Genomic DNA, 23,413 nt, shown 5'->3' with positions numbered 1-23,413 from the left:
AGCCGAGAGTGAGCGCCATAGGCGGCTGCTGGTGGCGGGGGAGCGGCGGTCGTTGAGCGCGGCTGTTCGCTTTGCGGGCTTGATCGGAGGGATGCTGGAGGTAGTCGTTCCAGTTGTTTCTGAAGGTGATCGTCAGGCGTGCCCACTGGAGTGTGGGACGTGTCTTCCGTCGCTGTGGCTGTCGCGACGAACAGCCCCACCAGCTCGGCTCTCACTGCCCCCGCCTTACCGCCGAACGCGACCACGGGAGTTGGGCGTTCGCCGTCGAGCTCCTCGCGCTCGCACCGGGCGGGCACAACCGCACAATGCGCGGCGGCGGCTTCGCCACCGAGGACTTGGCCCGCACCGCGTTGAGCCGTTTACTGGCCGGCCTGCGGATCGGGGTGAACGCGGACCCGAACCAGACGGTGGCCGAGTACCTCACTGACTGGTTGGCGGCGAAGAAGCTGCGGCAGAAGCCCACCACCTGGGTGCGCTACCGCGACTATGTCATCAAGGACCTCATCCCCGCGCTCGGCGCGGCGCGCCTGGACGACCTCGCCTATGAGCACCTCCCCGCCTACGCCCGTGGCCAACTCGCCTCCGGCCGTGGCCGGTCCACCCTCTGGCGCATCCTCGCCACCCTCTCCTCCGCTCTGGGGGAGGCCAAGCGCACCCACCGCCTGCCGGCCAACGTCGCGAGGCCGACGGTCATCCCCAGGCCCCACTCGGAGGAGCGCGTCATCCGGACCGTCGCCTAGGCGGTCACCTTCCTGCAGTACTGCCGCAGGGTGAACCCGAAGTTCGCGGACCTGATCGAGCTGATCGTCTGCAGCGGCCTGCGCAAGGGCGAAGCCCTTGACCTGCCTTGGCACGACGTCCTGCTCCACCCCGCCCTCATCCACGTCCGCTGGACCCTGTCCGCGATCGACAACAACCAGCTCTGCATGACCACCCCCAATACCCAGGCCAGCCGCCAGTGGGTCGCCCTGTCACCCCGGGCCCGGCAACTCCAGCCCCGGCTCCGAAAGGAAGCCGTCGGCGTCACTTGCGACGGCTGCTCCCTCTGCACATTCCGGGTCTCCGGCTGACCGTGGTGGTGCGGGCGGCGGCGCCACTGGCCCGCCCCGGCCTTCCCCCCGACCGGCGCCTCGGCCGCCGAGTGCGGAAGCGTCGGCCCGCTGGGTGGTGTCACCGCCCGACCGCCGGCAGGTGTGATGACCCGTCAACCGGCTCACGCAGCAGTGCGGATGGCTGGACCGACCCTGCGCCGATCCATAGGGAGACCGGATGTGCCACCGCCCGGCTCCGATGCAGGCGGTCGACGCCCAGGCAAGTTCCTCGCGGGCAGCATCGACTCCCACACCGGACCGGACGGTACCGTGCTGCCGCCGACGGCTCGCCCGCTGGGGGGTGAGCCGCCACCGGAGTCGCCAACTCGGCTGCGGCTCCTACGGGATGTTCCACCGAAGGTCGTGGCGGCTCTGGCGGAGGCCGTCGACGTGTCGGGTGATCTCGGCGCGGAGGAGAAGAGCGCCGACCACGTCCCGGACGGGCGGTGCGAGCCGGTGTGTGAAGGTTCGGATGGAGCTCTGCGTCAGCCGATCAGGTGACCGGGCGGGCGATCCGGCCTTGCGGTCGACGAGCCGACCGACGGGCCGGTGCCCACCCGGGTGTCGCCCGGGTGGGTGATGGCCGGTCAAGTCGTTGTTCAGCGCCCGAGGTTGAACGTGAGGGCGGGGCTGGCGTTCCGGGCCAGGGTGTGGGCGAAGGCCGGCCACCAGGCGCCGGCAGCCGGGTCCTCGGCGCCGTACTCGGGATCGGCGGGACCCGCCGTGCCCCGGTGGCAGGTGCCGTCGGACTCGCCGATGGTCTTGACGTAGAGGTAGGCGTCGGCGAGGGGCTGGCCGGTGTCGGCGGTGGGCCGGACGCCGATGCCGCGGCCGGGGGCGTTGCACCAGGGCTCGGCGTCGGTGTACTTGCCGGCGGGCGGGATCCAGGCGCCCTTCCCGTTGCGGCTGTTGTCCAGGACGTAGTGGGTGAGGTCCTCGACCGGGGGAGTGCCCACGGTGCTGTCGAACCAGGCGTCCACCCACCTCCAGGTGGAGGTGTCGAAGAAGTCGACCGCGTTGCCGGGCCGGCCGTCGTTGGGGGCGGCCGGTGAGTAGTACTGGCTGGCGCAGGCGTCGGTGCGGCCACGGGCCTCGGCCGGGCCCTCGGTGGCGTACCAGACGCACTTGGAGACCCAGGTGGCGTACCGGTTGAGCTGGTCGGTGGGTTGGTAGTTGGAGACGTTCAGGGCGAAGCCCTGGGTCTTGGCCAGGTCGGCCTTGAGGAGGCGCCCGGCCAGTTCGCCGACCGGCTGCCAGTTGCTGCTGCCGCCGTCGAGGTAGACGGACGTCCGGGGCTTGGCCTCGATCAGGTCGACGGCGGTACGGATGTTGGCGTAGCGCTGTTCGGTGCGGGTGCCGTCCGGGTCGCCTTCGGGGCAGTCCTTCGGGAGCAGGGCCAGGCCGTCGGGTTCGACGATGACGGCGGCACGGCTGTCGGCGATGCCGTCGGCCACCCCCTGGACCCAGGCGCGGTACTCCTCCGGGCTGTCGGCGCCGCCGGCGGAGTAGAAGCTGCAGTCCCGGCCGGTCACGTTGTAGAGCACGAAGACCGGGACGGTCCCGAGGGCCTTGGCGGCCAGCATGGTCGTCCGGACGACCTTCCGGATCTCGGCGGGGGTGCCGTAGTCGAGCCAGATCGCCTGCGGCCAGCTCGCCAACTGGGCCATCCGCAGGGCGTCCTGGACCTTCCCGGCCCGGAGGTCGGCGGCCGCCTGCCGGGCGGCGCCCGCTTCGGGGTCGACGTGGAACCGGGTGTTCCTGGGGAGGGTGTGGTCGGCCGGGGGAGTGCCCTGGCCGGCGGCAGCCGCGCCGCCGCCGAGGGCGCCCGAGGCGAGCACCGCGCAGGCCAGCGGGGTGAGCAGTCGTCGTGCTCGGCGCATGGGGGAGGTCTCCTTCGTGCGGGGTGGCGGGTGGGGCCGGTCGCCGTGCCCGGGAGCGCGCGGCGAGGCAGGGGCGGATCGGTGGACGGGCGCGCCGCAGAGCGGTCGCCGGGCCCGGGCCCGGGCCCGGACAGGCGTGCGGAAGCCGAGCGAGAGGGAGACTGGGCATGGAAGCGCTTCCAGTTCTGTGCCGCACAGGCTGCCGTGGGCCCTCATGGTGGTGGGCGCGCTCCGGAGGTGTCAAGGGTTCTCCGGGATGCCGACCGTGGGTCCCGAGATCGCGGTGGAACGCCTCGGACCGTGTCGGACACCGGACGAGACGGACGTCGTCGGCCACCGAGGTCCGGTCGCCGGACGGTGCGGGTCAGGGGGGAGCACCTACGGACCGATCGACCGGAAGCGCTCCCGGAAACCCCCGGCGATCTGCCGGGTCGGTCACCGGGGGCGCGCGACACCCGAGGCGGCGGACGTGGGATCATTCGCGGTGTTCGCAGCCCCGCGCAGCCGAGGAGCAGGTGTTTCGATGGAGCCGTCGCCCAGGCGCATGCCGACCCTCGACGAAGTGGCGGAGCGTGCGGGCGTGTCGCGTACCGCGGCGTCGCGGGTGATCAACAACGTCCCGCACGTCAGCCGGGCCAAGCGGGAGGCGGTGGAGCGGGCCGTCAGGGAGCTCGGCTACGTGCCGAACCCGACGGCCCGGGCGCTGGCCACCCGGAAGGTCGGGGCGGTGGTGCTGGCCGCATCCACGGACGAGCCCGGACTGTTCGCCGATCCCTTCTTCGCGGAGGTGGTGGTGGGGGTCAGCACCGCACTGGAGGAGTCCGACCTGGAGCTGATCCTGCTGCTGGCCAACACCCCGCGGGGCCGCGAGCGGCTGCGGCAGATGGTCCGCTCCCGCCGGGCGGACGGGGTCATCCTGATGCCCCTGGACGGCCGGGACCCGCTGGCGGCGCTCGGGACGGACCCGGGCGTGCCGGTGGTCTTCGGCGGTCTGCCGCTGCATGGCGAACCGCGCTGGTACGTGGACGCCGACAACCGGGGCGGGGCCAGGCTGGCGGCCGAGCACTTCGTCGACAGTGGCCGCCGGCACCCGGTGATGATCACCGGGCAGGCCGATCAGCGGGTGTCGGCGATCCGGGAGCGGGGCTTCGCCGAGGGCCTGCTGCTGGCCGGGGTCCCGCTGCTGGACGTGGCCTGCGGCGACTTCCAGATCGAGGGCGGTGAGGCCGCGATGGACGAGCTGCTCGATGCGCATCCGCAGCTGGACGCGGTCTTCGCGGCCTCCGACAACATGGCGGTCGGTGCGCTGCGGGCGCTGCGCCGCAGGGGGCGGCGGGTGCCGGAGGACGTGGCGGTGATCGGGTTCGACGACCTGGCCAGCGCCCGGTTGACCAGCCCGCCGCTGACCACGGTGCACCAGCCGGTGCGGGCGCTGGGGCACGAGATGGCCCGGATGCTGGTCGGGGTGCTCGACGGCAGGGACCCGAGCCCGCTGGTGCTGCCGACCCGGTTGACCGTCCGGGAGTCGGCCCCCGTCGTCGGGCCGGGGCCCACCGAGGCGACGCAGGCCCACTGAGGCGGGGGCGGGCAGTCCACGAAGCACCGGGCGGGCACGGCGCCCCGCGTCCGGCGTGGTGCGTCCGCTGCTGGAAGCGCTTCCAGTTTGCTGCGGGATTTGCTCGGTTGATGCCCTTGACACCCCTGGCTTACGCGCCTGAAACTTCCGGCACGGCACTGGAAGCGCTTCCAGAACTGCGCAGCGATGTGCCGATCACCCCACCCCCTCCGTGCCGGCAGCCGCCGGCTCCGCCCGGCGTCGTGGCGCGGCCCCGTGCCGTGCCCAGAATGGGAGCGCTCCCAAGATGACCTTCGTCCAGGCCCCACCGGCCGCCTCCGGCACCACCACCGCCCCGCCCGAGGAGCTCCGCCGTTTCCCCGCCGGCTTCCTGTGGGGGAGCGCCACCTCCGCCTACCAGATCGAGGGTGCGGCGCGGCAGGACGGGCGCGGGGCGTCCATCTGGGACACCTTCTGCCGCACGCCCGGCCGGGTGCACCGGGGCGACACCGGCGACGTGGCCGCCGACCACTACCACCGCTGGCGCGAGGACGTCGCGCTGATGAAGGAGCTGGGGCTGAACGCCTACCGGTTCTCGGTGTCCTGGCCCCGGGTGCAGCCCACCGGGCGCGGCCCGGCGGTGGAGATGGGCCTGGACTTCTACCGGCGTCTGGTGGACGGACTGCTGGAGGCCGGGATCACCCCGCTGGCCACGCTCTACCACTGGGACCTGCCCCAGGAGTTGGAGGACGCCGGCGGCTGGCCGCAGCGCGCCACCGCCGAGCGCTTCGCGGACTACGCACTCCTGGTGGGCGAGGCGCTCGGCGACCGGGTGCGGCACTGGACCACCCTGAACGAGCCGTGGTGCTCGGCGTTCCTGGGCTACGGGTCCGGCGTGCACGCCCCGGGCCGCACCGACGCCGGCGACGCCCTGCGCGCGGCCCACCACCTCAACCTGGCGCACGGCCTCGGGGCGGGCGCCCTGCGCGCCGTCCTGCCGCCCGGCGCCGAGCTCTCGGTCTCGCTCAACCTGCACCAGGTCCGCCCGCTCACCCCGGGCCCGGCGGACCTCGACGCCGCCCGGCGGATCGACGCGGTGGGCAACCGGATCTTCCTCGGCCCGATGCTGCGCGGCGCGTACGACGACGACCTGCTCGCGGACACCGGCCACCTGGTGGACTGGGACGCCCTGGTGCACCCCGGCGACCTGGCGGCCGCCGCCGCCCCGATCGACCAGCTCGGCCTGAACTACTACACCCCGGCCGTGGTCTCGGCCGGCGGAGGCGTCCGCAGCGACGCGCACGGCCGCAGTGAGCACAGCCCCTGGTCCGGCGCCGAGGCGGTGGCCTTCCACCAGCCGCCCGGCGAGGTCAGCGCGATGAACTGGAGCATCGACGCCTCCGGCCTGCGCGACCTGCTGGACCGGATCCACACCGAGCGCCCGGGCCTGCCGATCGTCATCACCGAGAACGGGATGGCCTGCGAGGACTACGTCTCGCCCGACGGCACGGTCAACGACACCGACCGCATCGCCTACCTGCACCAGCACCTCGGCGCGGTGCACGACGCGATCGAGGCGGGGATCCCGGTGGCCGGGTACTTCGCCTGGTCCCTGATGGACAACTTCGAGTGGGCCTACGGCTACGCCAAGCGCTTCGGCCTGGTCTACGTCGACTTCGCCTCGCAGCGGCGCACCCCCAAGAACAGCGCCCACTGGTACGGCGCGACCAGCCGCCGCGGCGGACTGACCCGGCTGCCCTGACCCCGCCACCCCGACCCGCCGTCAGGCGGCGCGCGCCGCCTGACCACGCGCCGGCCGCCGGACGGCGACACCGGACGCCGCTCCGCCCGTCCGACACCCATCCGTCCGACAGCCGCCCGTCCGACACCCCATCCGTCCGACGGCTGCCCGTCCGCGCCGCCCGTCCGACCACACGCCACCCGACCGACCCCCAGCCCCGCAGGCACCCGTGCCCGCCCGGCCGCCCGAGCTCCGAGGCCCCGCCCGTGACCGCCACACCCGATGCCCTCCCGCCCCACCCGACCCCCCGCCAGCGGCGGGGCCGGCCCGCACCGGCCCGCCGGACGGCCTGAAGGAGATCCCGCAGATGCGAACGATCGTGCGCCGTCTCGGCTTCTACCTGCTGGCCGGCTTCGCGGCGGTGACCGCCAACTTCTTCCTCGCCCGGCTCCTGCCCGGCAGCGCGCTGCAGAACGTGCTGTCCAAGCTGCGCTCCGCCAACCTCGACCAGGACGCCATCAGGGCCCTGGAGGCCCAGTACGGCGCGGGCACCGAGAGCCTGCCCGCGCAGTACCTGACCTACCTGGGCCACCTGCTCCGGGGCGACCTCGGCGTCTCCACCTCGCAGTCCGCGCCGGTCGCCACCATCCTGGGCGACAGCCTGCCCTGGACGCTGGGGCTGGTGGGCACCGCGACCGTGCTGGCCTTCCTGGTCGGCACGGTGGGCGGCATCGTCATCGGGTGGAAGCGCAGCGGCGTGCTCGACGCCCTGCTGCCGGCCACCACGTTCTTCCAGGCGGTGCCGTACTTCATCCTGGCGTTCCTGGTGATGATGACGCTGGGCTTCTTCGGCGGCCTCCTCCCTTACCAGAACGGGTACGACATCGGCCGGGACGCCGACCTGACGCCGGGGTGGAACGGCCCGTTCGTCCTCAGCGTGGCCGGGCACGCCGTCCTGCCGGTGCTGACCGTCGTGCTCGCCTCGCTGGCCGGCTGGGTGGTCGGCATGCGCAACCTGATGATCACCACGATGGACCAGGACTACGTCCTGGTCGCGGCCGCCAAGGGCCTGCCGCCGTGGAAGGTGGCGGCGGTGGCCGCGCGCAACGCGATCCTGCCGACCATCGCCAACTTCGCCCTGTCGATCAGCCTGGTGGTCACCGGCTCCCTGGTCACCGAGATCGTCTTCACCTACCCCGGCGTCGGCTGGCAGATCTACCAGGCGATCCTCACCGGCGACTTCCCCCTGCTCCAGGGCGTCCTGCTGGTCGTCGTGTTCACCGTGCTGGCCGTGAACCTGATCGCGGACCTCGCCTACGTCGCCCTGGACCCCCGCGCCCGCAAGGAGGCATGAGCGATGCCCCGGATGCTCCGCTCCCGCAAGGTGGCCGCCGGCCTGGTGCTGCTGCTGGTCCTGCTCGGACTGGCCCTGCTGGGGCCGCTGCTCGCCCCGTACGCCCCGGACTTCCAGGCCAACCGCACCAGCGGCCTGCCCTCGGCCCCGTCCGCCGCGCACTGGCTGGGCACCGACCAGCAGCAGCACGACCTGTTCTCCCGGCTGCTGGCCGGCGGCCGGGACACCCTGCTGATCTCCTTCCTGGCCGGTGCGCTCGCCAACACGCTCTCGGTCCTGGTCGGCGTCACGGCCGGCTACCTGGGCGGCCTGGCGGACGAGGTGCTGTCCGCCCTGACCAACATCTTCCTGGCGCTGCCCGGCCTGCTGATCCTGATGGTGATCATGAAGCCGCTGCCGCCCTCCGAGACGTCGGACCCGCTGCTGATCGGCTCGGTCATCGCGGTCACCGCCTGGGCCTGGGGTGCGCGGGTGCTGCGGGCCCAGACGATGGCGCTGCGCGGGCAGGACTACGTCGAAGCTTCCAAGATCATCGGCGAGCGCACCTGGCGGATCATCGCCTTCGAGGTGGTCCCCAACCTGCTGCCGATCCTGGCCTCGGCGTTCATCTTCACGGTGATCTACGGCATCGGCACCTACACCGCGCTGGCCTGGCTCGGCGTGATCAGCCCGGCCTCGGTGACCTGGGGCACCGTGCTCAACGAGGCCCAGGCGTCCGGGGCCGCGATCAACGGCTACTGGTGGTGGTACCTGCCGCCGGCGCTGGCGGTGGCCCTGGTCGGCATCGCCCTCGCCCTGATCAACTTCGGCATCGACGAGATCACCAACCCGCGTCTCTCCTCGGCCCGCGCGGGCCGGGCCGCCGGAGTCCGCTTCCGGCTCGGCCTGACCCCGGTGCTCCGCAGCCCGGAGCCCCCGGACCCCCTCCCGGTCGGCCCGCCCTCCCCGCCCCGGCGGCCCACGGCCGTGCACCCGGCCGGGCGCACCACGAACCCCACGACCGCGGAGGTCCAGCCGTGACCGGAGAACCCATCCTCGAGGTGCGCGGACTGTGCGTCGACTACGGCCTGGGCGAGCAGGCGGTGCGCGCCGTCACCGACGCCACCCTCACCCTGCACCGCGGCGAGGTGCTCGGGCTGGCCGGTGAGTCCGGCTCCGGCAAGTCCACCCTGGCCTACGCGCTCACCCGGCTGCTGCGCGCACCCGGCGTGATCACCGGCGGCGAGGTCCGCTTCCACGGCCGGGACGGCTCGCTGGACCTGCTGGACGCCGACGCCGCCGCCCTGCGCCGGGTGCGCTGGAGCCGGATCTCGGTCGTCTTCCAGAGCGCGATGCACGCCCTGAACCCCGTCGCCCGGATCGACGCCCAGCTGACCGACGCACTGCGGGCGCACCGCCCCGAGCTGAGCGCTGCTCAGCGCACCGAGCGGGCGGCCGAGTTGCTGCGGATGGTGGGCATCAGCGCGGACCGGCTGCGCAGCCACCCGCACGAGCTGTCGGGCGGCATGCGGCAGCGGGTGATGATCGCCATGGCACTGGCGCTGGACCCGGAGATCGTCATCATGGACGAGCCGACCACCGCGCTGGACGTCGTCACCCAGCGCGAGATCCTCACCGAACTGATGCGCCTGAAGGACGAGTTGGGCTTCGCGGTGGTCTTCATCACCCACGACCTGTCGCTGCTGGTCGAACTCGCCGACACCATCGCGATCATGTACGCGGGACGCCTGGTCGAGCGCGGCCCGGCCCGGGCACTGTTCGAGCGCCCCCTCCACCCCTACACGGCCGGGCTGCTGGACTCCTTCCCCCCGCTGCACGGCGCGCGGGTGCGGATGGAGGGCATCCCCGGCTCGCCACCGGCCCTGACCGCACTCCCGCCCGGCTGCGCCTTCCACCCGCGCTGCCCGTCCGCACGGGAACGCTGCCGGGTCGACCAGCCGCCCACCGCCGCGCCCGCGCCCGCGCCCGCAGCCGCCACCGCCGCGCCCGCAGCCGCCGACGGCGAGCGGACGGCCGCCTGCTGGCTGATCGACGCTGACCGCGAAACCCCGGCCCGACCGGCCCGAACCCCCGGGAGCACCCCGTGACCAGCACCGTCGAGGAGGCCGCACCCCGCGTGGTGCACGGCCCGAAGAGGCCGGGCACACCCGCGCTGGAGGCGCGCGGCCTGACCAAGCACTTCCCGGTGCACCGGGGTCTGCGCGGACGCGCGGTGGTGCACGCCGCCGAGGACGTCTCGCTGGCGCTGCCCGAGGCGACCGTGACGGCGGTGGTGGGCGAGTCCGGCTCCGGCAAGTCCACGCTGTCCCGGCTGCTGACCGGGCTGATCACCCCGACCTCCGGTGAACTGCTGCTGGACGGACGGCCGGTGGGCACCACCGCCAAGGAGCGCCGGGCGTACACCAGCCAGGTGCACTTGGTCCTCCAGGACCCGTTCTCCTCCCTGAACGGGGTGCACAGCGTGCGCCACCACCTGGCCCGCCCGCTGAAGCTGCACCGCCAGGCAAGCGGTCGTCAACTCGACCTGTTGGCAGCGGAGTTGCTGGAGCGGGTCAGTCTCACACCCGCCGACCGCTACCTCGACGCCTTCCCGCACGAACTGTCCGGCGGGCAGCGCCAGCGGGTCGCCATCGCCCGGGGCCTCGCGGTGCGGCCCCGGGTGCTGCTCGCGGACGAGCCGGTCTCGATGCTGGACGTCTCGATCCGGCTGGGCGTGCTCAACCTCCTGGACGAGCTCCGCGAGCGCGAGCGGATGGCGATCCTGTACGTCACCCACGACATCGCCTCGGCCCGCTACCTGGCCGACACCGTGGTGGTGATGTACGCGGGGCAGGTGGTGGAGTCCGGGCCGGCCCGGCAGATCACCGACCTCCCCAGCCACCCGTACACCCGGCTGCTGCTGAGCGCCGCGCCGGACCCGCACCGCAGCGGGCCCGTGGTGCTGCGGGGTAGCGGGGCACCGCCCAGCCTGATCGACCCGCCGGCCGGCTGCCGCTTCCACCCGCGCTGCCCGCTCGCGATGCCGGTCTGCTCCCGGGAGGCGCCGCCGACCCTGCCGGCCGGCCCCGACCAGGTCGCGGCCTGCTGGCTGCTGAGCCCGGACCACCCGGCCGCCGCGCCGCGCCCCGGCGCGTAGCGGCCCGCGCCCCACCCCGTCCGTCCCGCACACCCCACTCGAACCCCCGCCCGGCGCGGCACGCGCCCGCCGGGCCTCCGCGCCGGCACCGACGCCGGCGTCGACCCACAGGTCGACCCACAGAAGGAGCACGTCACCATGAGCCGTCCCACCGCCTGGAGAACCGCCGCGCTGGTCGCGGCGATCGGCCTCGGCATCACCTCCTGCACCGGCTCCGGGGCGGGGCCGGCCACGAGCGCCAAGGTCCGCACCCTGGTCGTGGAGTCCAACCCGGTGCCGTCCTTCACCGAGAACTACAACCCCTTCGACGGCAACTCCTTCGTGACGGTGGCCAACGCCCGCTCGCTGGTGTGGGAGCCGCTGTTCCAGTTCAACACCCTGACCGAGCAGGACCCGATCCCGTGGCTGGCCCAGAGCCACGCGTGGTCGAACGGGAACCGGACGCTGACGCTGGCCCTGACACCCGGCGTCAAGTGGAGCGACGGTCAGGCGTTCTCCTCGGCGGACGTCAAGTTCACCTTCGAGATGCTGAAGGCGAACCCGGCCGCCAACGGCGGCGGCGCTCCGCTCCCCAGCGCCATCGAGACGCCCGACGCCGACACCGTGGTCATGACCTTCGACGGCCCGCAGAAGGCCAACTTCGTCGGCATCGCCAACCAGCTGATCGTGCCCCGGCACGTCTGGTCGACCGTCAAGGACCCGGCCACCGCCGTCATCACGGCCGACCAGCTGATCGGCACCGGCCCCTACCTGCTGGAGAAGTTCACCGGCCAGAACGTCACCTTCAAGGTCAACCCGCAGTTCCGCGAGACCCCGACGGTCAAGCGGATCTCCTTCCCCGCCTACGCCACCAACGACGCGGCCACCCTGGCACTCAGCTCCGGCGAGATCGACCTCGCCGGCAACAACGTCACCAACGTGCTGAACTCCTTCGTCGCCAAGAACCCGCAGCACCACCACCTCTTCCAGAAGGACGCGCCGTACTTCCCGGCCTCCAACACCGTCTCCCTCTTCCTCAACACCCGGAGCGCCAACGCCCCCGCACTGGCCGACCCGGCGGTACGGCGGGCGATCAGCGCGGGCATGAACCGCAAGGCGTACGCCAGCCAGTGCGAGACCGACTACGCGCTCCCCGCCACCTCCTCCAGCGGCCTGCTGCTGCCCAACGACGCCAAGGCACTGGACCCCTCGCTCAAGGACGACCTCAAGCCCGAGGCCGACCCGGCCGCGGTCGACTCGCTGCTCACCGCGGCCGGCTGGAGCCGGACCGGCGGGAAGTGGACCAAGGACGGGAAGACGATCAAGTTCACGATCATCGACCCGAACTCCTTCACCGACTACTGGTGCGCGGCCCAGGCGATGGCCAAGGACCTGAACGCCCTGGGCTTCGACGTCGACGCCGACGGCGCGTTCGACTTCAACAGCTGGAACACCGCCATCACCACCGGCAAGTACGACGCGGCCATCCACTGGGGCCAGGGCGGCACCGCCTACCAGCGCCTCCAGTACGTGCTGGACCCGAGGATGGGCGCGGAGACCGGCAAGGTCGCGGCGGGCAACTTCAGCAAGTACGGCCCCGACAAGTCGCTCGACGCGGTCCGGTCCTTCGAGTCCGCCGCCGACCCGGCGGCCGAGCAGGCCGCGCTGCGCACCCTGCAGCAGATCATGGCGCAGGACGTGCCCGCGGTCCCGGTCTTCTACGGCCCGGCCTGGTACGAGTACAACGACACCCGGTTCACCGGCTGGCCCAGCGAGAGCGACCCGTACATGAACCCGTCGCCCAACAGCCAGGCGTACGAGTACATCATCCTCCGGCTGACGCCGCGCGACTGACGCACCGTCGGGCGGCGGAGCAGCACGCCCCGGTCCGGTGGGGAGCACCCCCCGCCCGGCCGGGCCGGGGCGTCCTCCCGGCCCACCCCAGAGTTCCGCGGACGCGGCGGCGGCCCCCACCGCCGCCCGTGCGCGGCGCACCACAGGCACCACCGGCACCACCCCCACCCACCCGTGCCCCAGGAGGCCGAGCATGCGAAGCCCTGCACACCCCCGCCGGACCAGCCCGACCCGAACCTCCCGCAGCCGCCGCTGGCTGCTCGCCCCGCTCGCCGCGCTCGCACTGACCGTCAGCCCGGTGGTCAGCCCCGCCGCCAACGCCGCCATCGGCGGCAGCTTCACCGACAACCTCGACTCCTTCGACACCGGCCGCTGGCACAAGGCCGACGGCTGGACCAACGGCGGGATGTTCAACGCCGGCTGGCGCGCCGACCACGTCTGGTTCAACGGCGGCGTGATGGGTGAGAACCTCGACACAGCCGGCTGCCCGGGCGGCTGCTCGGGCCGGCCCTACGCCTCCGGGGAGTTCCGCTCCAACGACCTGTTCTCCTACGGCCGCTTCGAGGCCCGGCTCCAGGCGGTGAAGAACCCCGGCACCGTCACCGGGTTCTTCACCTACACCGGGCCGAGCGACAACCAGGCGTGGGACGAGATCGACGTCGAGATCCTCGGCAAGAACCCCACCCAGATGCAGACCAACTACTTCACCAACGGTGTCGGCGGCCACGAGAGCGTCATCAACCTCGGCTTCGACGCCTCGGCCGGCTACCACGACTACGCGATCGAGTGGTGGAACCAGGGCACCGTCAACTGGTTCGTCGACGGCAGGCTCGTCCACCAGGAGAACGGCTCGCGCGGCGCCCTGCCCACCCGGCCGATGCGCATCATGGCCAACCTGTGGCCCGGCACCGGGGTCGACAGCTGGCTCAACCCCTTCACCTACCCGGGCACCCCGCTGACGGCCCGCTACGACCGGATCAAGTACACCAAGTACTGATCCCCCGACCGGGGCGCCGGGCCGGCCCGTGGCCGGGGTCGGCCCGGCGCCCCGGGGCGTGCTGTGCCCACCGCCCGCCGCTCGCGGTGGGCACGTCCGAACCACGATGCCCCCGACCGCCGTGCGGTGGAGATCCCGGAACGGGGGAAGAGCGACATCGGAAGGACGTTTCCCGTCCGAACGGCGGGGCGGACCGTGCCGCCGGTGTGGACCCTGGGGAACGCGCGCCGAGGGGCTGCGGGTCCCCGGTGCCTGGGCCGACGCCCCCGGAAGCGGGCAGCGACCGCACCGACCACTACCGGTCCCGTCAAAGAACCGCACCCCACCGCTGCTGACGGGCCGTCAGGCTCCGGCCCTGACGGAGCACCGGGTGCGCGTACTGCCCCCCCGGCGGCCGGGCACCCGGGCACCGGCGGGACGGATGATCGGGACGAGCGCGTCGGATGATCGGCAGCGGGTAGGCGAGGCACGAGGGCGGCACCGCCCGTCCGCCGCCCGTTCCGTCGAGCCGAGGAGCACGCCGATGACCGACGCCGTCCTGGTGGAGGACCTGTACCGTTTCGAGGACCTGCTGTCCGCCGACGAGGCCGAAGTGCTGGGACGGGTCCGCGAGTTCCTGCGGAGCGAGGTCGCGCCGCACGCCAACGCGTGGTGGGGCCGGGCCGAGTTTCCGCACCATCTGATCCCCCGGTACGCCGAGCTGGACATCTGCGGCCTCGCCTACCGGGAGCAGCCGGCCAGCAGCCTGCTGACCGGGTTCATCGCGCTGGAGATGGCCAGGGTGGACGCCTCGCTGGCGACCTTCTACGGGGTGCACGCCGGTCTGGCCATGGGCAGCATCGCCCGCTGCGGCTCCCCGGAGCAGCGCGAGCGCTGGCTCCCGGCGATGACCCGGATGGAGCGGATCGGCGCCTTCGCGCTGACCGAACCGCAGGGCGGGTCCGACGTCGCGGCCGGGCTGCGCACCACCGCCCGGCGGGACGGCGACAGTTGGGTGCTCAACGGCACCAAGCGCTGGATCGGCAACGCCACCTTCGCCGACCTGGTGGTGGTCTGGGCAAAGGACGAGGAGAGCGGCCACGTCCTGGGCTTCGTCGTGCACGGCGACAACCCGGGCTTCAGCGCCACCCGGATCGAGAACAAGATGGCGCTGCGCACCGTGGAGAACGCCGACGTGGTGCTCACCGACTGCCGGGTGCCGGAGGCCGACCGCCTGCAACGGGCGGAGGGCTTCCGCGACACCGCCGACGTGCTGCGGCACACCCGCAGCGGGGTGGCCTGGGAGGCGGTCGGCGTGATGCTCGGCGCCTACCGGATCGCGCTGGACTACACCCGCGAGCGCGAGCAGTTCGGCGGCCCGATCGCCCGCTTCCAGCTGGTCCAGGACCTGCTGGTGCGGATGCTCGGCAACGCCACCTCCTGCCTGGGCATGGTGGTGCGGCTGGCGCAGCTGGAGGACGCCGGCACCTTCCGGGACGAGCACTCCGCACTGGCCAAGGCGTACTGCACCAGCCGGATGCGGGAGGCGGTCGGCTGGGGCCGTGAACTGCTGGCGGGCAACGGCATCGTGCTGGACTACGGCATCGCCCGCTTCGTCGCCGACGCCGAGGCGCTCTACTCCTACGAAGGCACCCGGGAGATCAACACCCTCATCGTCGGCCGGGCCGCCACCGGCATCGGCGCCTTCGTCTGACGCCCGCTCAGGAGACCCCGGGGAGGACCGGCGCGAGCAGGGCCACCGGCCGCCGGTCCTCCTCGGTGCGTCTCCGTCAGGCCGGAGCCCTTACGGAGAAGAGGAGTTCGCTTCTGGGTCAGCCGATGGTCCGGCGTCGGCGGCGGACCGCGAAGGCGCCGCCCGCGAGGGCCAGAGCCGTCCCCGAGCCGCCCATGACCAGGGTGGTGGACGAGGGTGCGGAGCTCTCCCGCGCGGCGGGGCCGTAGCCGCTGGACATGCCCGTGGTGTCGTACTCCGAGCCGGGCCGCTTGTCGGCGTAGCGGGCCTTGACCAGCTTCTGGTAGTCGCTCAGCGAGGCGGACGGGCGCCCGTTGAGGCCCTCCCGGGCCGCGTCGTTGAGCGGTTCGACGGTGGTGAGCTTCAGCCGGTACCAGCCACGGATCTGCGGCTCGGTGAAGACCAGGCTGCCCACTCCGGCCCTGCCCGCGTACCCGGCGTCGGCGTCACCGTCGCGGACGGCCGCCAGGTGCCAGCCGCCGCCCCGGGTGGGGGCGAGCAGGACGGTGGCGGTGCGCCCGTTGACCGGGGCGTTCAGTGCGGAGACCAGACTGCTCAGCCGGACGGCCTCGGTGGCGACGGGCAGGGCGGTGCCCGCGACGAAGCCGGGCGTCACCTCGTTCAGGGCCAGCGGGTCCTGGAGGGTGAACGCCGGGATGCCCGCGCACGGTTCGGCCGGTTCGGGAAGCGGCTGCACGGCCCCGGTCCCGCCCCCTTCGCCCTGCGGCAGGGGCGTGCTGAGGAAGCGGCAGACGGTGTCGCGGACGTCCGCCGACTTCACCAGGTCGAGGGCGGCCCGGTAGTCCGGGATGTCGGCCGGGAGCGGGTCCGCCGGAGCGAGCGCGAGGGCCGTGCCCGGGAGCAGGACGGACGCGCCCAGGGCCACCACGGCGCTCAGGCGGGAGAGCCGGAGTACCGTGCGGCGCCGGGAGGTTGGTGCGTGGTGCATGTGCCTGCCTTACCGGGAGATGCCGATGCGGGAGTGGGTCCACTTGAACGAGCTGTTGCTGACGTAGTCGTCGTAGTTCCACCACGTGTAGGTGGCGGTGTCCGGCCACGGGTCCGCGACGGCGATGGTGTTGTTCGAGGTGTCGAAGCCGTAGACGACGTTCATGTGGCCACCGCCCGAGGTCCACCCGATGCGGGCGCCGACCGGTCGGGCCGCCTTCACGTCGGTGTAGACCTCGTTGAACGTGGCCGCCCGGCTGAGTCCAGAACCGGTGCGGCTCATGCCGAGGCTGTTCCAGCCGCGGGCCATGTCCTCGAGGGTGGCGGGCTGGTTGTTGCAGCCGTAGTACGGATTGGCCCGGTTGCAGAAGTCCGCCTGGGTGCTGCCGAGACCGTGGAACTTGGCGATCGTGAGTCCGGAGGCGTCCCAACACCACTGGGTCTTCTCCTGTTTGAGCATGGTGATGGTGTCCTGCCCCGCCTCGGCGTGAGCGGGGCTGACGCCGGCCGCGAGCAGCGCCGAGACGGCCAGGGCGGTGGCGGTCGCCCTGGCGGCGAGGGTGGATGTGGCCATGCTGCTGCCTGCTCTCGTCGTGGGGTGGGTTTCCGGAATGCCGGCACCGACATGTCAGCACGGACGAGAGCCGAAGGGAACGGTCAGTGCAAGAACTGAATTCCTGCGAGTGAATTGTCATACGGGGAAAGGCTGCTGAGTGCCGTACTCCTCAATGCGCGCGGGCGGAGTACGGGGTACGGGGTGCGGGGTGCGGATCAGTCGCGGCGGGCGGCGACCAGATCGGACCGGGACCACCGGATCGGCCGCAGCCCGGCCAGGGCGAGTTCCTCGGCGATCAGCGCGGGGGCGGCCGGCCAGAGCTCGAAGGTCTCGTGCTCGCGGCGCAGCACGCGGCCCTCGCGTTCGACGCGGTAGGCGAACTCGGTGCGGACGGTGCCGTCACCGGGGCCTTGGTGGAGCTCGGCGTAGTAGTGGTCCGGGCCGACCCGGACCGGGCCGAGGGTGCCCACGTGCTCGCGGGCGGCGGGGGGTGCAGCCGGAGGGGGGTCGAACAGCAGGAGACCACCGGGGGTGAGGGCGGTGCCGACGTGCTTCCAGAACTCGCGCCGGGTGGTTGGGTCCAGGCAGGCGACGACGTTCGAGGCGACGGCGAGGTCGGCGACCTGTTCCAGCCCCGCTTCCTGGAGCGGGTGGGGGTGGACGGTGACCCGGGCGCGTCGGTCCGCGCGCGTGGCGGCCAGCCGGCTCAGCAGCAGGGAGCGCATCGCGGGGGAGGGCTCGACCGCGTGCACGGGGACGGCGGAGGCGGCCAGCAGTACTTGGGTCACGATGCCGCTGCCCGCGCCCACGTCCAGGACGCCCCGGGTGGCGCGGCGGGCGGCATGGCCGAAGCGGCGCTCGGCCCGGCGCCTGTCGTCCTCGGCCTGGAGCAGGTCGTAGAACTCGGCGGACACCTCGTACGACCCCGGTTCCCGGCCCACGGCTTCCTCTCCTTCGGCCGGACCCGCTCGTCCGGTCGTGGACCGCGTCTTCCCGTCCTCGGCCGCACCACACCCGCCGCACCTGTCGCATCTGCCACTCGCGTTGCGTGGGTGGAGGTGGGGCGGGATGACCGTCCGGGAGCCCGGCCGGGCAGGAGTCAGCCTCGTTGACCGGAGGCCCGGAGGTCGGTCTCGGCCGGCGCGAGCCGACGGGCGCCACGGTGGCGCCCGTACGGGCTGACGGCCGCCTCGACCGCCGCGAGGGCGATGAACGCCAGCAGTGCGAGCAGCAGCAGGGTCATCGTCATCGGAACCTCCACCTCGACGGGCCGTTCGGTGCCGCTCCGCCTGCCCCGGATCCCGGCGCCGACACCCCGTGAGGCCTGCCGTCGACGGGCGGGGCAGCCGACGGACCGTCAGGACGGCACCGTGGCACCGAGCGTAGGAGTGGTCCGCATCCGGCCGCCGGTCGGCTCCTGTGGACGGAACGCCCTCCCCGAGGCCGCTGACGCCCGTGGTCAGGGCCGCCGGGGCGGGCCGTCGTCCGGCAGCACGACCCCGAAGGTGCGCTCCAGCCCGAGGGCGCCCGCGTCGGTGAGGTGGACGACCCGGGGGCCGGTGCCCCAGCGGACCCAGTCCAGGGCGAACAGGTGGGTGGCGAGGGCGGCGCCGAGGCCGCCGGCGAGGTGGTGCCGGTGCTCGCTCCAGTCCACGCAGTAGCGGACCGCCGGGCGGCGGGGCGCCAGCCGGTCGGTGTCGAGGCCGAAGGCGGCGAGGGTGGCCCGGCCGCCCGGGGTGAGGGCGTAGCGGAGGTCGCGGCCGACCGCCGACGGCCGGTCGTGCGCGGCCTCGTTCGGGCGGTGCACGCCGTCGTGGCCCGTCAGCACCCCGCGCTCCAGCAGGCCGTGCAGCAGGGCGACGCCGAGCCGGCCGGCCAGGTGGTCGTAGCAGGAGCGGGCCCGGTGGAGGGCGTTGGCGCGGCTGCTCTGCCGGAGCGAGGTGATCGGCAGCGGCGGGGCGATCACGGCGAGGGCCTCCAGGGCGGCGCTCACGTCCGGGCCGGCCAGCCGGAAGAGGCGGTTCCGTCCGCGCCGTTCGACGGTGATGAGCCCGCCCTCGACGAGCCTGGCCAGGTGCGCGCTGGCCGTCGCCGCACCGATCCCGGCCTCCTCGGCCAGCGCACCGGCGCTCAGCGGGCGGCCGTCGGCCAGGCACTTGAGGACGACGGCGCGCGACGGATCGGCGATCAGGGCGGCGGCCCGGGCGATGTCGGTCTGCTGCTTCAGCGGCGCTCCCCGGTCGGCCGGGCGGGCCGGGGAGGCGGACTGGTCACGGCTGGAGTCGGGCACGGCCCCACCCTACGACGCCGACACTTCGCCGACCGACGAAGCATCGGGGGCCGAAGCTCGTCCCATGACCACCGCAGCGACTCCCCGCGCCGCCCGGCACCTGACCGCCAGGCACCTGACCGCCCGACACCGCACGGCCCGGCATTGGATCGGCGTCGCGGCCCCGGAGGTCGTCCCGTCAGGGCGAGCGCCCGCCGGGCCCGACCGGCTCGCCCTGGCACCGCTGATCGCCCTCAGCCTCGGCTACTTCCTGGTGATGCTGGACGTCACGGCCGTGAACGTCGCGCTCCCCGCCCTCCGCTCCTCGCTCGGCGCCGGCCCGGCCGCGCTCCAGTGGATCGTCGACGGCTACAGCACCGTCTTCGCCGCACTGCTACTGCTCGGTGGCGGTCTCGCCGACCGGTTCGGGCCGCGCCGGGTGTACCTCGCCGGGCTGGTGCTGTTCACCGCCGCCTCCGCCGCGTGCGGCCTGGCGGGGAGTTCGGCGGCGCTGATCGCCGGACGGTTCGGCCAGGGCGCCGGGGCGGCGCTGCTGGTGCCCGCCTCGCTGGTGCTGCTCCGGTCCGCCTTCCCCGGACGGGTGCTGCGGGCCCGGGCCGTCGCCGTCTGGGGCGCGGTCGCGGCCGTCGCCTTCGGCGCCGGGCCGGCGGTCGGCGGCCTGCTCGTCGCGGGGGCGGGCTGGCGCGCGGTCTTCTGGCTGAACCTGCCGGTCGGGACGCTCGCCGTCCTGCTGACCCTGCGTCACGTCCGGTCCACCGCAGCCCGGCCGGGGCGCCGGACGGCGGACCCGGTCGGCCAGGTGCTCGCCGTCCTCGGCCTGGCCGGGGTGGCGGGCGGCCTCAACGAGGCGGGCGCGCGCGGCTGGACGTCCCCCGTCACGCTGTCGGCCCTCGGCGGCGGAGCCGCCGCCCTGCTGGCGTTCGTCCTGGTCGAACGTGCCCTGGAGGCCCGCGCGGCGGACGGCCGGGGCGGGCGGGTGCCCCTGCTGCGCCCTTCGCTGTTCCGGGCCCGGGCGTTCACCTCCGTCACCCTGATCGGTCTGCTGATCAGCTTCGGCTACTACGGGATGCTCTTCCTGGCCACCCTGTGGTTCCAACAGGAGCGCCACCTCGGCGCGTTGGAGACCGGCCTGGCCCTGCTGCCCTCGGCCGGGACGGGCCTACTGGCGGCCCCGCTGTTCGGCCGCGTCGCGGCGCGCACCGGTCCGCACGTCCCGATGGCGGGCGGTCTGCTGCTGGGCGCGGTCGGCTTCCTGGGATGGCTGCTCGCCGGGCCCGGCACCCCCTACCCCGCGCTGCTCTTCGCCCTGGCCGCCACCGGGCTCGGGCAGACCACCACGGCGCTGGCCGCCGTCGCCGCCGTGGTCGAGGCGGCCCCGCCCGCCGGTGCGGGCGTCGCCACCGCCCTGTTCAACGTCTCCCGGCAGATCGGCAGCACGGTCGGCGTGGCCCTGTTCGGCACCCTCGCTGCCACCGCGGCGGACTTCACGACCGGCCTGCGCTTGTCGGCGGCCATCGCTGCGGCGGCCTTCGCCGTCGGCGCCGTGCTCGCCCTGACGGCCCGGCGCGGCACCGGCAGAGGCGTCAACTGACCGTCCTGGAAAAGTCGTTCGCGGCTGTGCGGGCCGGCGGGGCGGACGGAAGGGCCGACGGCGACCCCATGTCCCACGGCACGACAGGGGCGCCAAGGTCGCCCCCGGTCCGCGCGTACGCGGCAGCCGACGACCCCTCCCTCACGCGGGACGGCGGGGAAGGGGTCGTCGGCGGGTCCGTCAGGCGGGGGTCAGCACTCCCCGCGCCACACCACGCCGGTGATGATCACGCCGGCGGCGACGGTGCCCTTGTAGTTGCCCGGGCCCGGGTTGTAGTGGACGCAGAAACTGTCCTGCAGCCCCTGCCAGTTGTAGTGCAGGTCGACGTGGTCGGCGCCGGGGTAGACGTAGCCGTTGTTGAAGTAGGACTGGTACCAGGCCGAGCCGCTCCAGTTGCCCGCCGTGCGGACCACCTGACGGCCCGTCTGGTTCGGGCCCTCCCAGGCGCAGAAGTACCCCTTCGGGCAGTCGGCCGGGCTGGGTTCGGCGGAGGCGGTGGGTGCGGCGACCAGGACGGTGGCGAGGGCGGCGGAGGAGGCGAGGGCGGCAACGGCGCGTCGGAGCATGGCAGTTCCTTCCGGAAGCGTGGTGCTGCTGGTGCTATTGATGCTGACATGTCATCAACTTCCGGTGCAACACGAGCAGGTGGCGGGCCCCGTCGGGCCCGGCCGTGGTGGGGACGGCCGGGCCCCGGGCGTGGCTCAGTCCACGGTCAGCACGATCTTGCCGGTGGTGCGGTCGGTCTCGCCCAGGGCGTGCGCCTTCGCCGCGTCGGCGAGCGGGAAGACCGCCTCGACGTGGGCGCGGAGCGCGCCGGAGGCCGCCAGGTCGGCGATGGCGTTCATGCCCGCGTGGTCGGCCTCGACCAGCAGGGTCTCCACCCGGATCCGCCGCTCGGCGGCCGTGGCCGCCTCCTCGGGCGAGCCGCCGCCCGGCAGGATGGAGACCAGCACGCCGCCCGGCCGCAGGACGTCGAGGGACCGGGTCCGGGTGTCGCCGGAGATGGTGTCGAGCACCACGTCCACGTCCCGCACGGCCTCGCGGAAGTCGGTGGTGCGGTAGTCGACCACCTCGTCCGCGCCCAGCCCGCGCACGAAGTCGTGCTTGGGGGCGCTGGCGGTGCCGATCACGTACGCGCCCAGGGACTTGGCGATCTGGACGGCGAGGTGGCCGACCCCGCCCGCCGCCGCGTGCACCAGCACGCGCTGGCCGGGGCGCACCCCGGCGGTGTCGACCAGGGCCTGACGGGCCGTCAGCGCGGCGAGCGGCAGCGCGCCGGCCTGGACGTGGTCGAGGGCGGCGGGCTTGTGCGCGAAGGCCCGAGCGGGCCCGGTCACGTACTCGGCGTGCGCGCCGACCCCGTACGGGTAGGGCAGCATCCCGAAGACCTCGTCGCCGGGCTTGAACAGCGTCACGCCGAAGCCGACCGCCTCGACCACGCCGGAGACGTCCCAGCCGAGGACCAGCGGCAGCCGGTCGAGGAACAGGCCGCCGGCCCGGTGCTTCCAGTCGGTCGGGTTCACCCCGGCGGCGCGGACGGCGATCAGCAGCTGGCTCGGGCCGGGCACCGGCCGGGGCAGCTCGACCTCCCGCAGGACCTCGGGGCCGCCGTGGGTGTCCTGGGCGACGGCGCGCATGGTGGGGGGCTTCGGTGCGGTGGTGTTCGTCATGGCTCCAGCCTCGCCGCCGGGGCTCGCCCGTACCATGGCATGAATGACAACTTCCGACGGGATCGTGCCATGGCCGCTGCTCACCGCGTCGTCGTCCTCGCCCTGGACGGCGTCTACCCCTTCGAACTCGGCATCCCCGGCCGGATCTTCGGCGCCCTCCAGGACCGGTACGAGGTCCTGACCTGCTCCGTCGACGGCGGCCCCGTCGCCACCAACGCCGACTTCTCGGTGACGGTGCCGCACGGCCCGGAGGTGATCGCCACGGCGGACACCCTGCTGCTGCCGCCCTTCGACAGCTCCCGCCTCTCCCGCGAGCTGCCACCGGGCGTGGCGGAAGCCCTCGCACTGGTCCGGCCCGGCACCCGGATCGTCTCCATCTGCACCGCCGCCTTCGTACTGGCCGCCGCCGGCCTCCTGGACGGCCGCCCCGCCACCACCCACTGGGCCGTCGCCGACCGGCTGCGCGACTGGCACCCGGCGGTCGCGCTCGACCCCAACGTGCTCTTCGTGGACGACGGCGATGTGCTCACCTCGGCCGGAGCCGCCTCCGGCGTCGACGTCTGCCTGCACCTCGTCCGCCGCGACCACGGCAGTGCCGTCGCCAACCAGGTGGCCCGGGCCTGCGTGGTGCCGCCCTGGCGGGACGGCGGGCAGGCGCAGTACATCGAGCAGCCGGTGCCGCCGCCCTCGGCGCACGGCACCTCGGCGACCCGGCAGTGGGCACTGGAGAACCTGCACGAGCCGCTGACGCTGCGTCAACTCGCCGGGCACGCCCGGATGAGCCTGCGCACCTTCGTCCGCCGCTTCACCGAGGAGGTCGGCACCAGCCCCGGCCGCTGGGTCATCCAGCAGCGCGTCCACCGGGCCCAGCACCTGCTGGAGACCACCGACCTGCCCGTCGACGACATCGCCGGCCGGGTCGGCTTCGCCTCCGGCACCTCGCTGCGCGAGCACCTGCACGCCGCCATCGGCGTCTCCCCGGTGGCCTACCGCCGCACCTTCCGGGGAGCCGCCGCAGCGGTCTCGGCGTAGACACCGC

The 23,413-nt window shown here is 73.7% G+C and carries 21 protein-coding genes; 13 read left to right on the top strand and 8 right to left on the bottom strand.

The features are described 5' to 3' along the window. Positions 1 to 305: 305 nt before the first annotated feature. Both ACIRBX_RS36600 and ACIRBX_RS36595 read left to right on the top strand, forming a co-directional pair. Positions 306 to 740, top strand: a complete 435-nt coding sequence (locus ACIRBX_RS36600; protein WP_402304365.1) for a hypothetical protein — start codon at positions 306 to 308, stop codon at positions 738 to 740. Between the two features lie 30 nt (positions 741 to 770). Next, complete coding sequence (locus tag ACIRBX_RS36595; RefSeq protein WP_402304363.1) at positions 771 to 1,070, top strand: hypothetical protein; 300 nt, start codon at positions 771 to 773, stop codon at positions 1,068 to 1,070. A gap of 620 nt (positions 1,071 to 1,690) precedes the next feature. Here ACIRBX_RS36595 and ACIRBX_RS36590 read toward each other — a convergent pair. Next, positions 1,691 to 2,971: a glycoside hydrolase family 6 protein gene (locus tag ACIRBX_RS36590; RefSeq protein WP_402304360.1), complete on the bottom strand. Its 1,281-nt coding sequence runs from the start codon at positions 2,969 to 2,971 to the stop codon at positions 1,691 to 1,693. 523 nt (positions 2,972 to 3,494) lie between these two features. On the opposite strand from ACIRBX_RS36590, the gene ACIRBX_RS36585 reads away from it, so the two are divergent. The 9 genes from ACIRBX_RS36585 (at position 3,495) to ACIRBX_RS36545 (ending at position 15,280) form a co-directional block, all read left to right on the top strand. After that, complete coding sequence (locus ACIRBX_RS36585) at positions 3,495 to 4,547, top strand: LacI family DNA-binding transcriptional regulator (RefSeq protein WP_402304357.1); 1,053 nt, start codon at positions 3,495 to 3,497, stop codon at positions 4,545 to 4,547. 286 nt (positions 4,548 to 4,833) lie between these two features. Next, positions 4,834 to 6,288 (top strand): GH1 family beta-glucosidase, encoded by a 1,455-nt coding sequence (locus ACIRBX_RS36580; RefSeq protein WP_402304355.1) that lies wholly within the window; start codon positions 4,834 to 4,836, stop codon positions 6,286 to 6,288. Positions 6,289 to 6,634: 346 nt separating this feature from the next. Further along, positions 6,635 to 7,621: an ABC transporter permease gene (locus tag ACIRBX_RS36575; RefSeq protein ID WP_402304352.1), complete on the top strand. Its 987-nt coding sequence runs from the start codon at positions 6,635 to 6,637 to the stop codon at positions 7,619 to 7,621. Positions 7,622 to 7,624: 3 nt separating this feature from the next. Then, positions 7,625 to 8,641: an ABC transporter permease gene (locus ACIRBX_RS36570; RefSeq protein WP_402304350.1), complete on the top strand. Its 1,017-nt coding sequence runs from the start codon at positions 7,625 to 7,627 to the stop codon at positions 8,639 to 8,641. Beyond that, positions 8,638 to 9,708 carry an ABC transporter ATP-binding protein gene (locus ACIRBX_RS36565; RefSeq protein ID WP_402304347.1) on the top strand — a complete coding sequence of 357 codons (1,071 nt, stop codon included), beginning with the start codon at positions 8,638 to 8,640 and terminating at the stop codon, positions 9,706 to 9,708. Before ACIRBX_RS36570 ends, ACIRBX_RS36565 begins: the two co-directional genes overlap by 4 nt. Continuing rightward, the gene (locus ACIRBX_RS36560; RefSeq protein WP_402304344.1) at positions 9,705 to 10,757 is read left to right on the top strand and encodes an ABC transporter ATP-binding protein; all 1,053 of its coding nucleotides are present in this window, start codon (positions 9,705 to 9,707) and stop codon (positions 10,755 to 10,757) included. Before ACIRBX_RS36565 ends, ACIRBX_RS36560 begins: the two co-directional genes overlap by 4 nt. Before the next feature lie 138 nt (positions 10,758 to 10,895). After that, positions 10,896 to 12,590, top strand: coding sequence for an ABC transporter substrate-binding protein (locus ACIRBX_RS36555; protein WP_402304341.1), 1,695 nt, complete (start codon positions 10,896 to 10,898; stop codon positions 12,588 to 12,590). A gap of 193 nt (positions 12,591 to 12,783) precedes the next feature. After that, complete coding sequence (locus ACIRBX_RS36550) at positions 12,784 to 13,587, top strand: glycoside hydrolase family 16 protein (RefSeq protein ID WP_402304339.1); 804 nt, start codon at positions 12,784 to 12,786, stop codon at positions 13,585 to 13,587. A gap of 523 nt (positions 13,588 to 14,110) precedes the next feature. After that, a complete protein-coding gene (locus ACIRBX_RS36545) occupies positions 14,111 to 15,280 on the top strand; it encodes an acyl-CoA dehydrogenase family protein (RefSeq protein WP_402304336.1) in 1,170 nt (389 codons plus the stop codon). A gap of 118 nt (positions 15,281 to 15,398) precedes the next feature. Here the strand turns inward: ACIRBX_RS36545 and ACIRBX_RS36540 are convergent, their stop codons facing one another. The 5 genes from ACIRBX_RS36540 to ACIRBX_RS36520 form a co-directional block, all read right to left on the bottom strand. Then, positions 15,399 to 16,268: a hypothetical protein gene (locus ACIRBX_RS36540; protein WP_402304333.1), complete on the bottom strand. Its 870-nt coding sequence runs from the start codon at positions 16,266 to 16,268 to the stop codon at positions 15,399 to 15,401. Between the two features lie 9 nt (positions 16,269 to 16,277). Then, positions 16,278 to 16,841, bottom strand: coding sequence for a papain-like cysteine protease family protein (locus ACIRBX_RS36535; protein ID WP_402304330.1), 564 nt, complete (start codon positions 16,839 to 16,841; stop codon positions 16,278 to 16,280). Positions 16,842 to 17,038: 197 nt separating this feature from the next. Then, positions 17,039 to 17,764 (bottom strand): class I SAM-dependent methyltransferase, encoded by a 726-nt coding sequence (locus ACIRBX_RS36530; RefSeq protein WP_402304328.1) that lies wholly within the window; start codon positions 17,762 to 17,764, stop codon positions 17,039 to 17,041. A gap of 158 nt (positions 17,765 to 17,922) precedes the next feature. Further along, positions 17,923 to 18,072: a hypothetical protein gene (locus ACIRBX_RS36525; RefSeq protein ID WP_402304325.1), complete on the bottom strand. Its 150-nt coding sequence runs from the start codon at positions 18,070 to 18,072 to the stop codon at positions 17,923 to 17,925. A 210-nt stretch (positions 18,073 to 18,282) separates the two neighbouring features. After that, positions 18,283 to 19,113: an ArsR/SmtB family transcription factor gene (locus ACIRBX_RS36520; protein WP_402304322.1), complete on the bottom strand. Its 831-nt coding sequence runs from the start codon at positions 19,111 to 19,113 to the stop codon at positions 18,283 to 18,285. A 64-nt stretch (positions 19,114 to 19,177) separates the two neighbouring features. Here ACIRBX_RS36520 and ACIRBX_RS36515 point away from each other — a divergent pair, with 64 nt between their 5' ends. After that, entirely contained in the window at positions 19,178 to 20,704 is a 1,527-nt protein-coding gene (locus ACIRBX_RS36515; protein ID WP_402304319.1) for an MFS transporter, read from the top strand. Positions 20,705 to 20,895: 191 nt separating this feature from the next. Here ACIRBX_RS36515 and ACIRBX_RS36510 read toward each other — a convergent pair whose 3' ends face one another. Both ACIRBX_RS36510 and ACIRBX_RS36505 read right to left on the bottom strand, forming a co-directional pair. Continuing rightward, the gene (locus ACIRBX_RS36510) at positions 20,896 to 21,270 is read right to left on the bottom strand and encodes a peptidase inhibitor family I36 protein (RefSeq protein WP_402304317.1); all 375 of its coding nucleotides are present in this window, start codon (positions 21,268 to 21,270) and stop codon (positions 20,896 to 20,898) included. 135 nt (positions 21,271 to 21,405) lie between these two features. After that, positions 21,406 to 22,341: an NADP-dependent oxidoreductase gene (locus ACIRBX_RS36505; RefSeq protein WP_402304430.1), complete on the bottom strand. Its 936-nt coding sequence runs from the start codon at positions 22,339 to 22,341 to the stop codon at positions 21,406 to 21,408. A 102-nt stretch (positions 22,342 to 22,443) separates the two neighbouring features. On the opposite strand from ACIRBX_RS36505, the gene ACIRBX_RS36500 reads away from it, so the two are divergent. Beyond that, positions 22,444 to 23,406 carry a GlxA family transcriptional regulator gene (locus ACIRBX_RS36500; protein WP_402304315.1) on the top strand — a complete coding sequence of 321 codons (963 nt, stop codon included), beginning with the start codon at positions 22,444 to 22,446 and terminating at the stop codon, positions 23,404 to 23,406. The last annotated feature ends 7 nt before the right edge of the window (positions 23,407 to 23,413 follow it).

The organism is Kitasatospora sp. NPDC096147 (genome assembly GCF_044763225.1).
Lineage (GTDB): Bacteria > Actinomycetota > Actinomycetes > Streptomycetales > Streptomycetaceae > Kitasatospora.
This window is presented reverse-complemented; position numbering and strand designations above follow the sequence as displayed.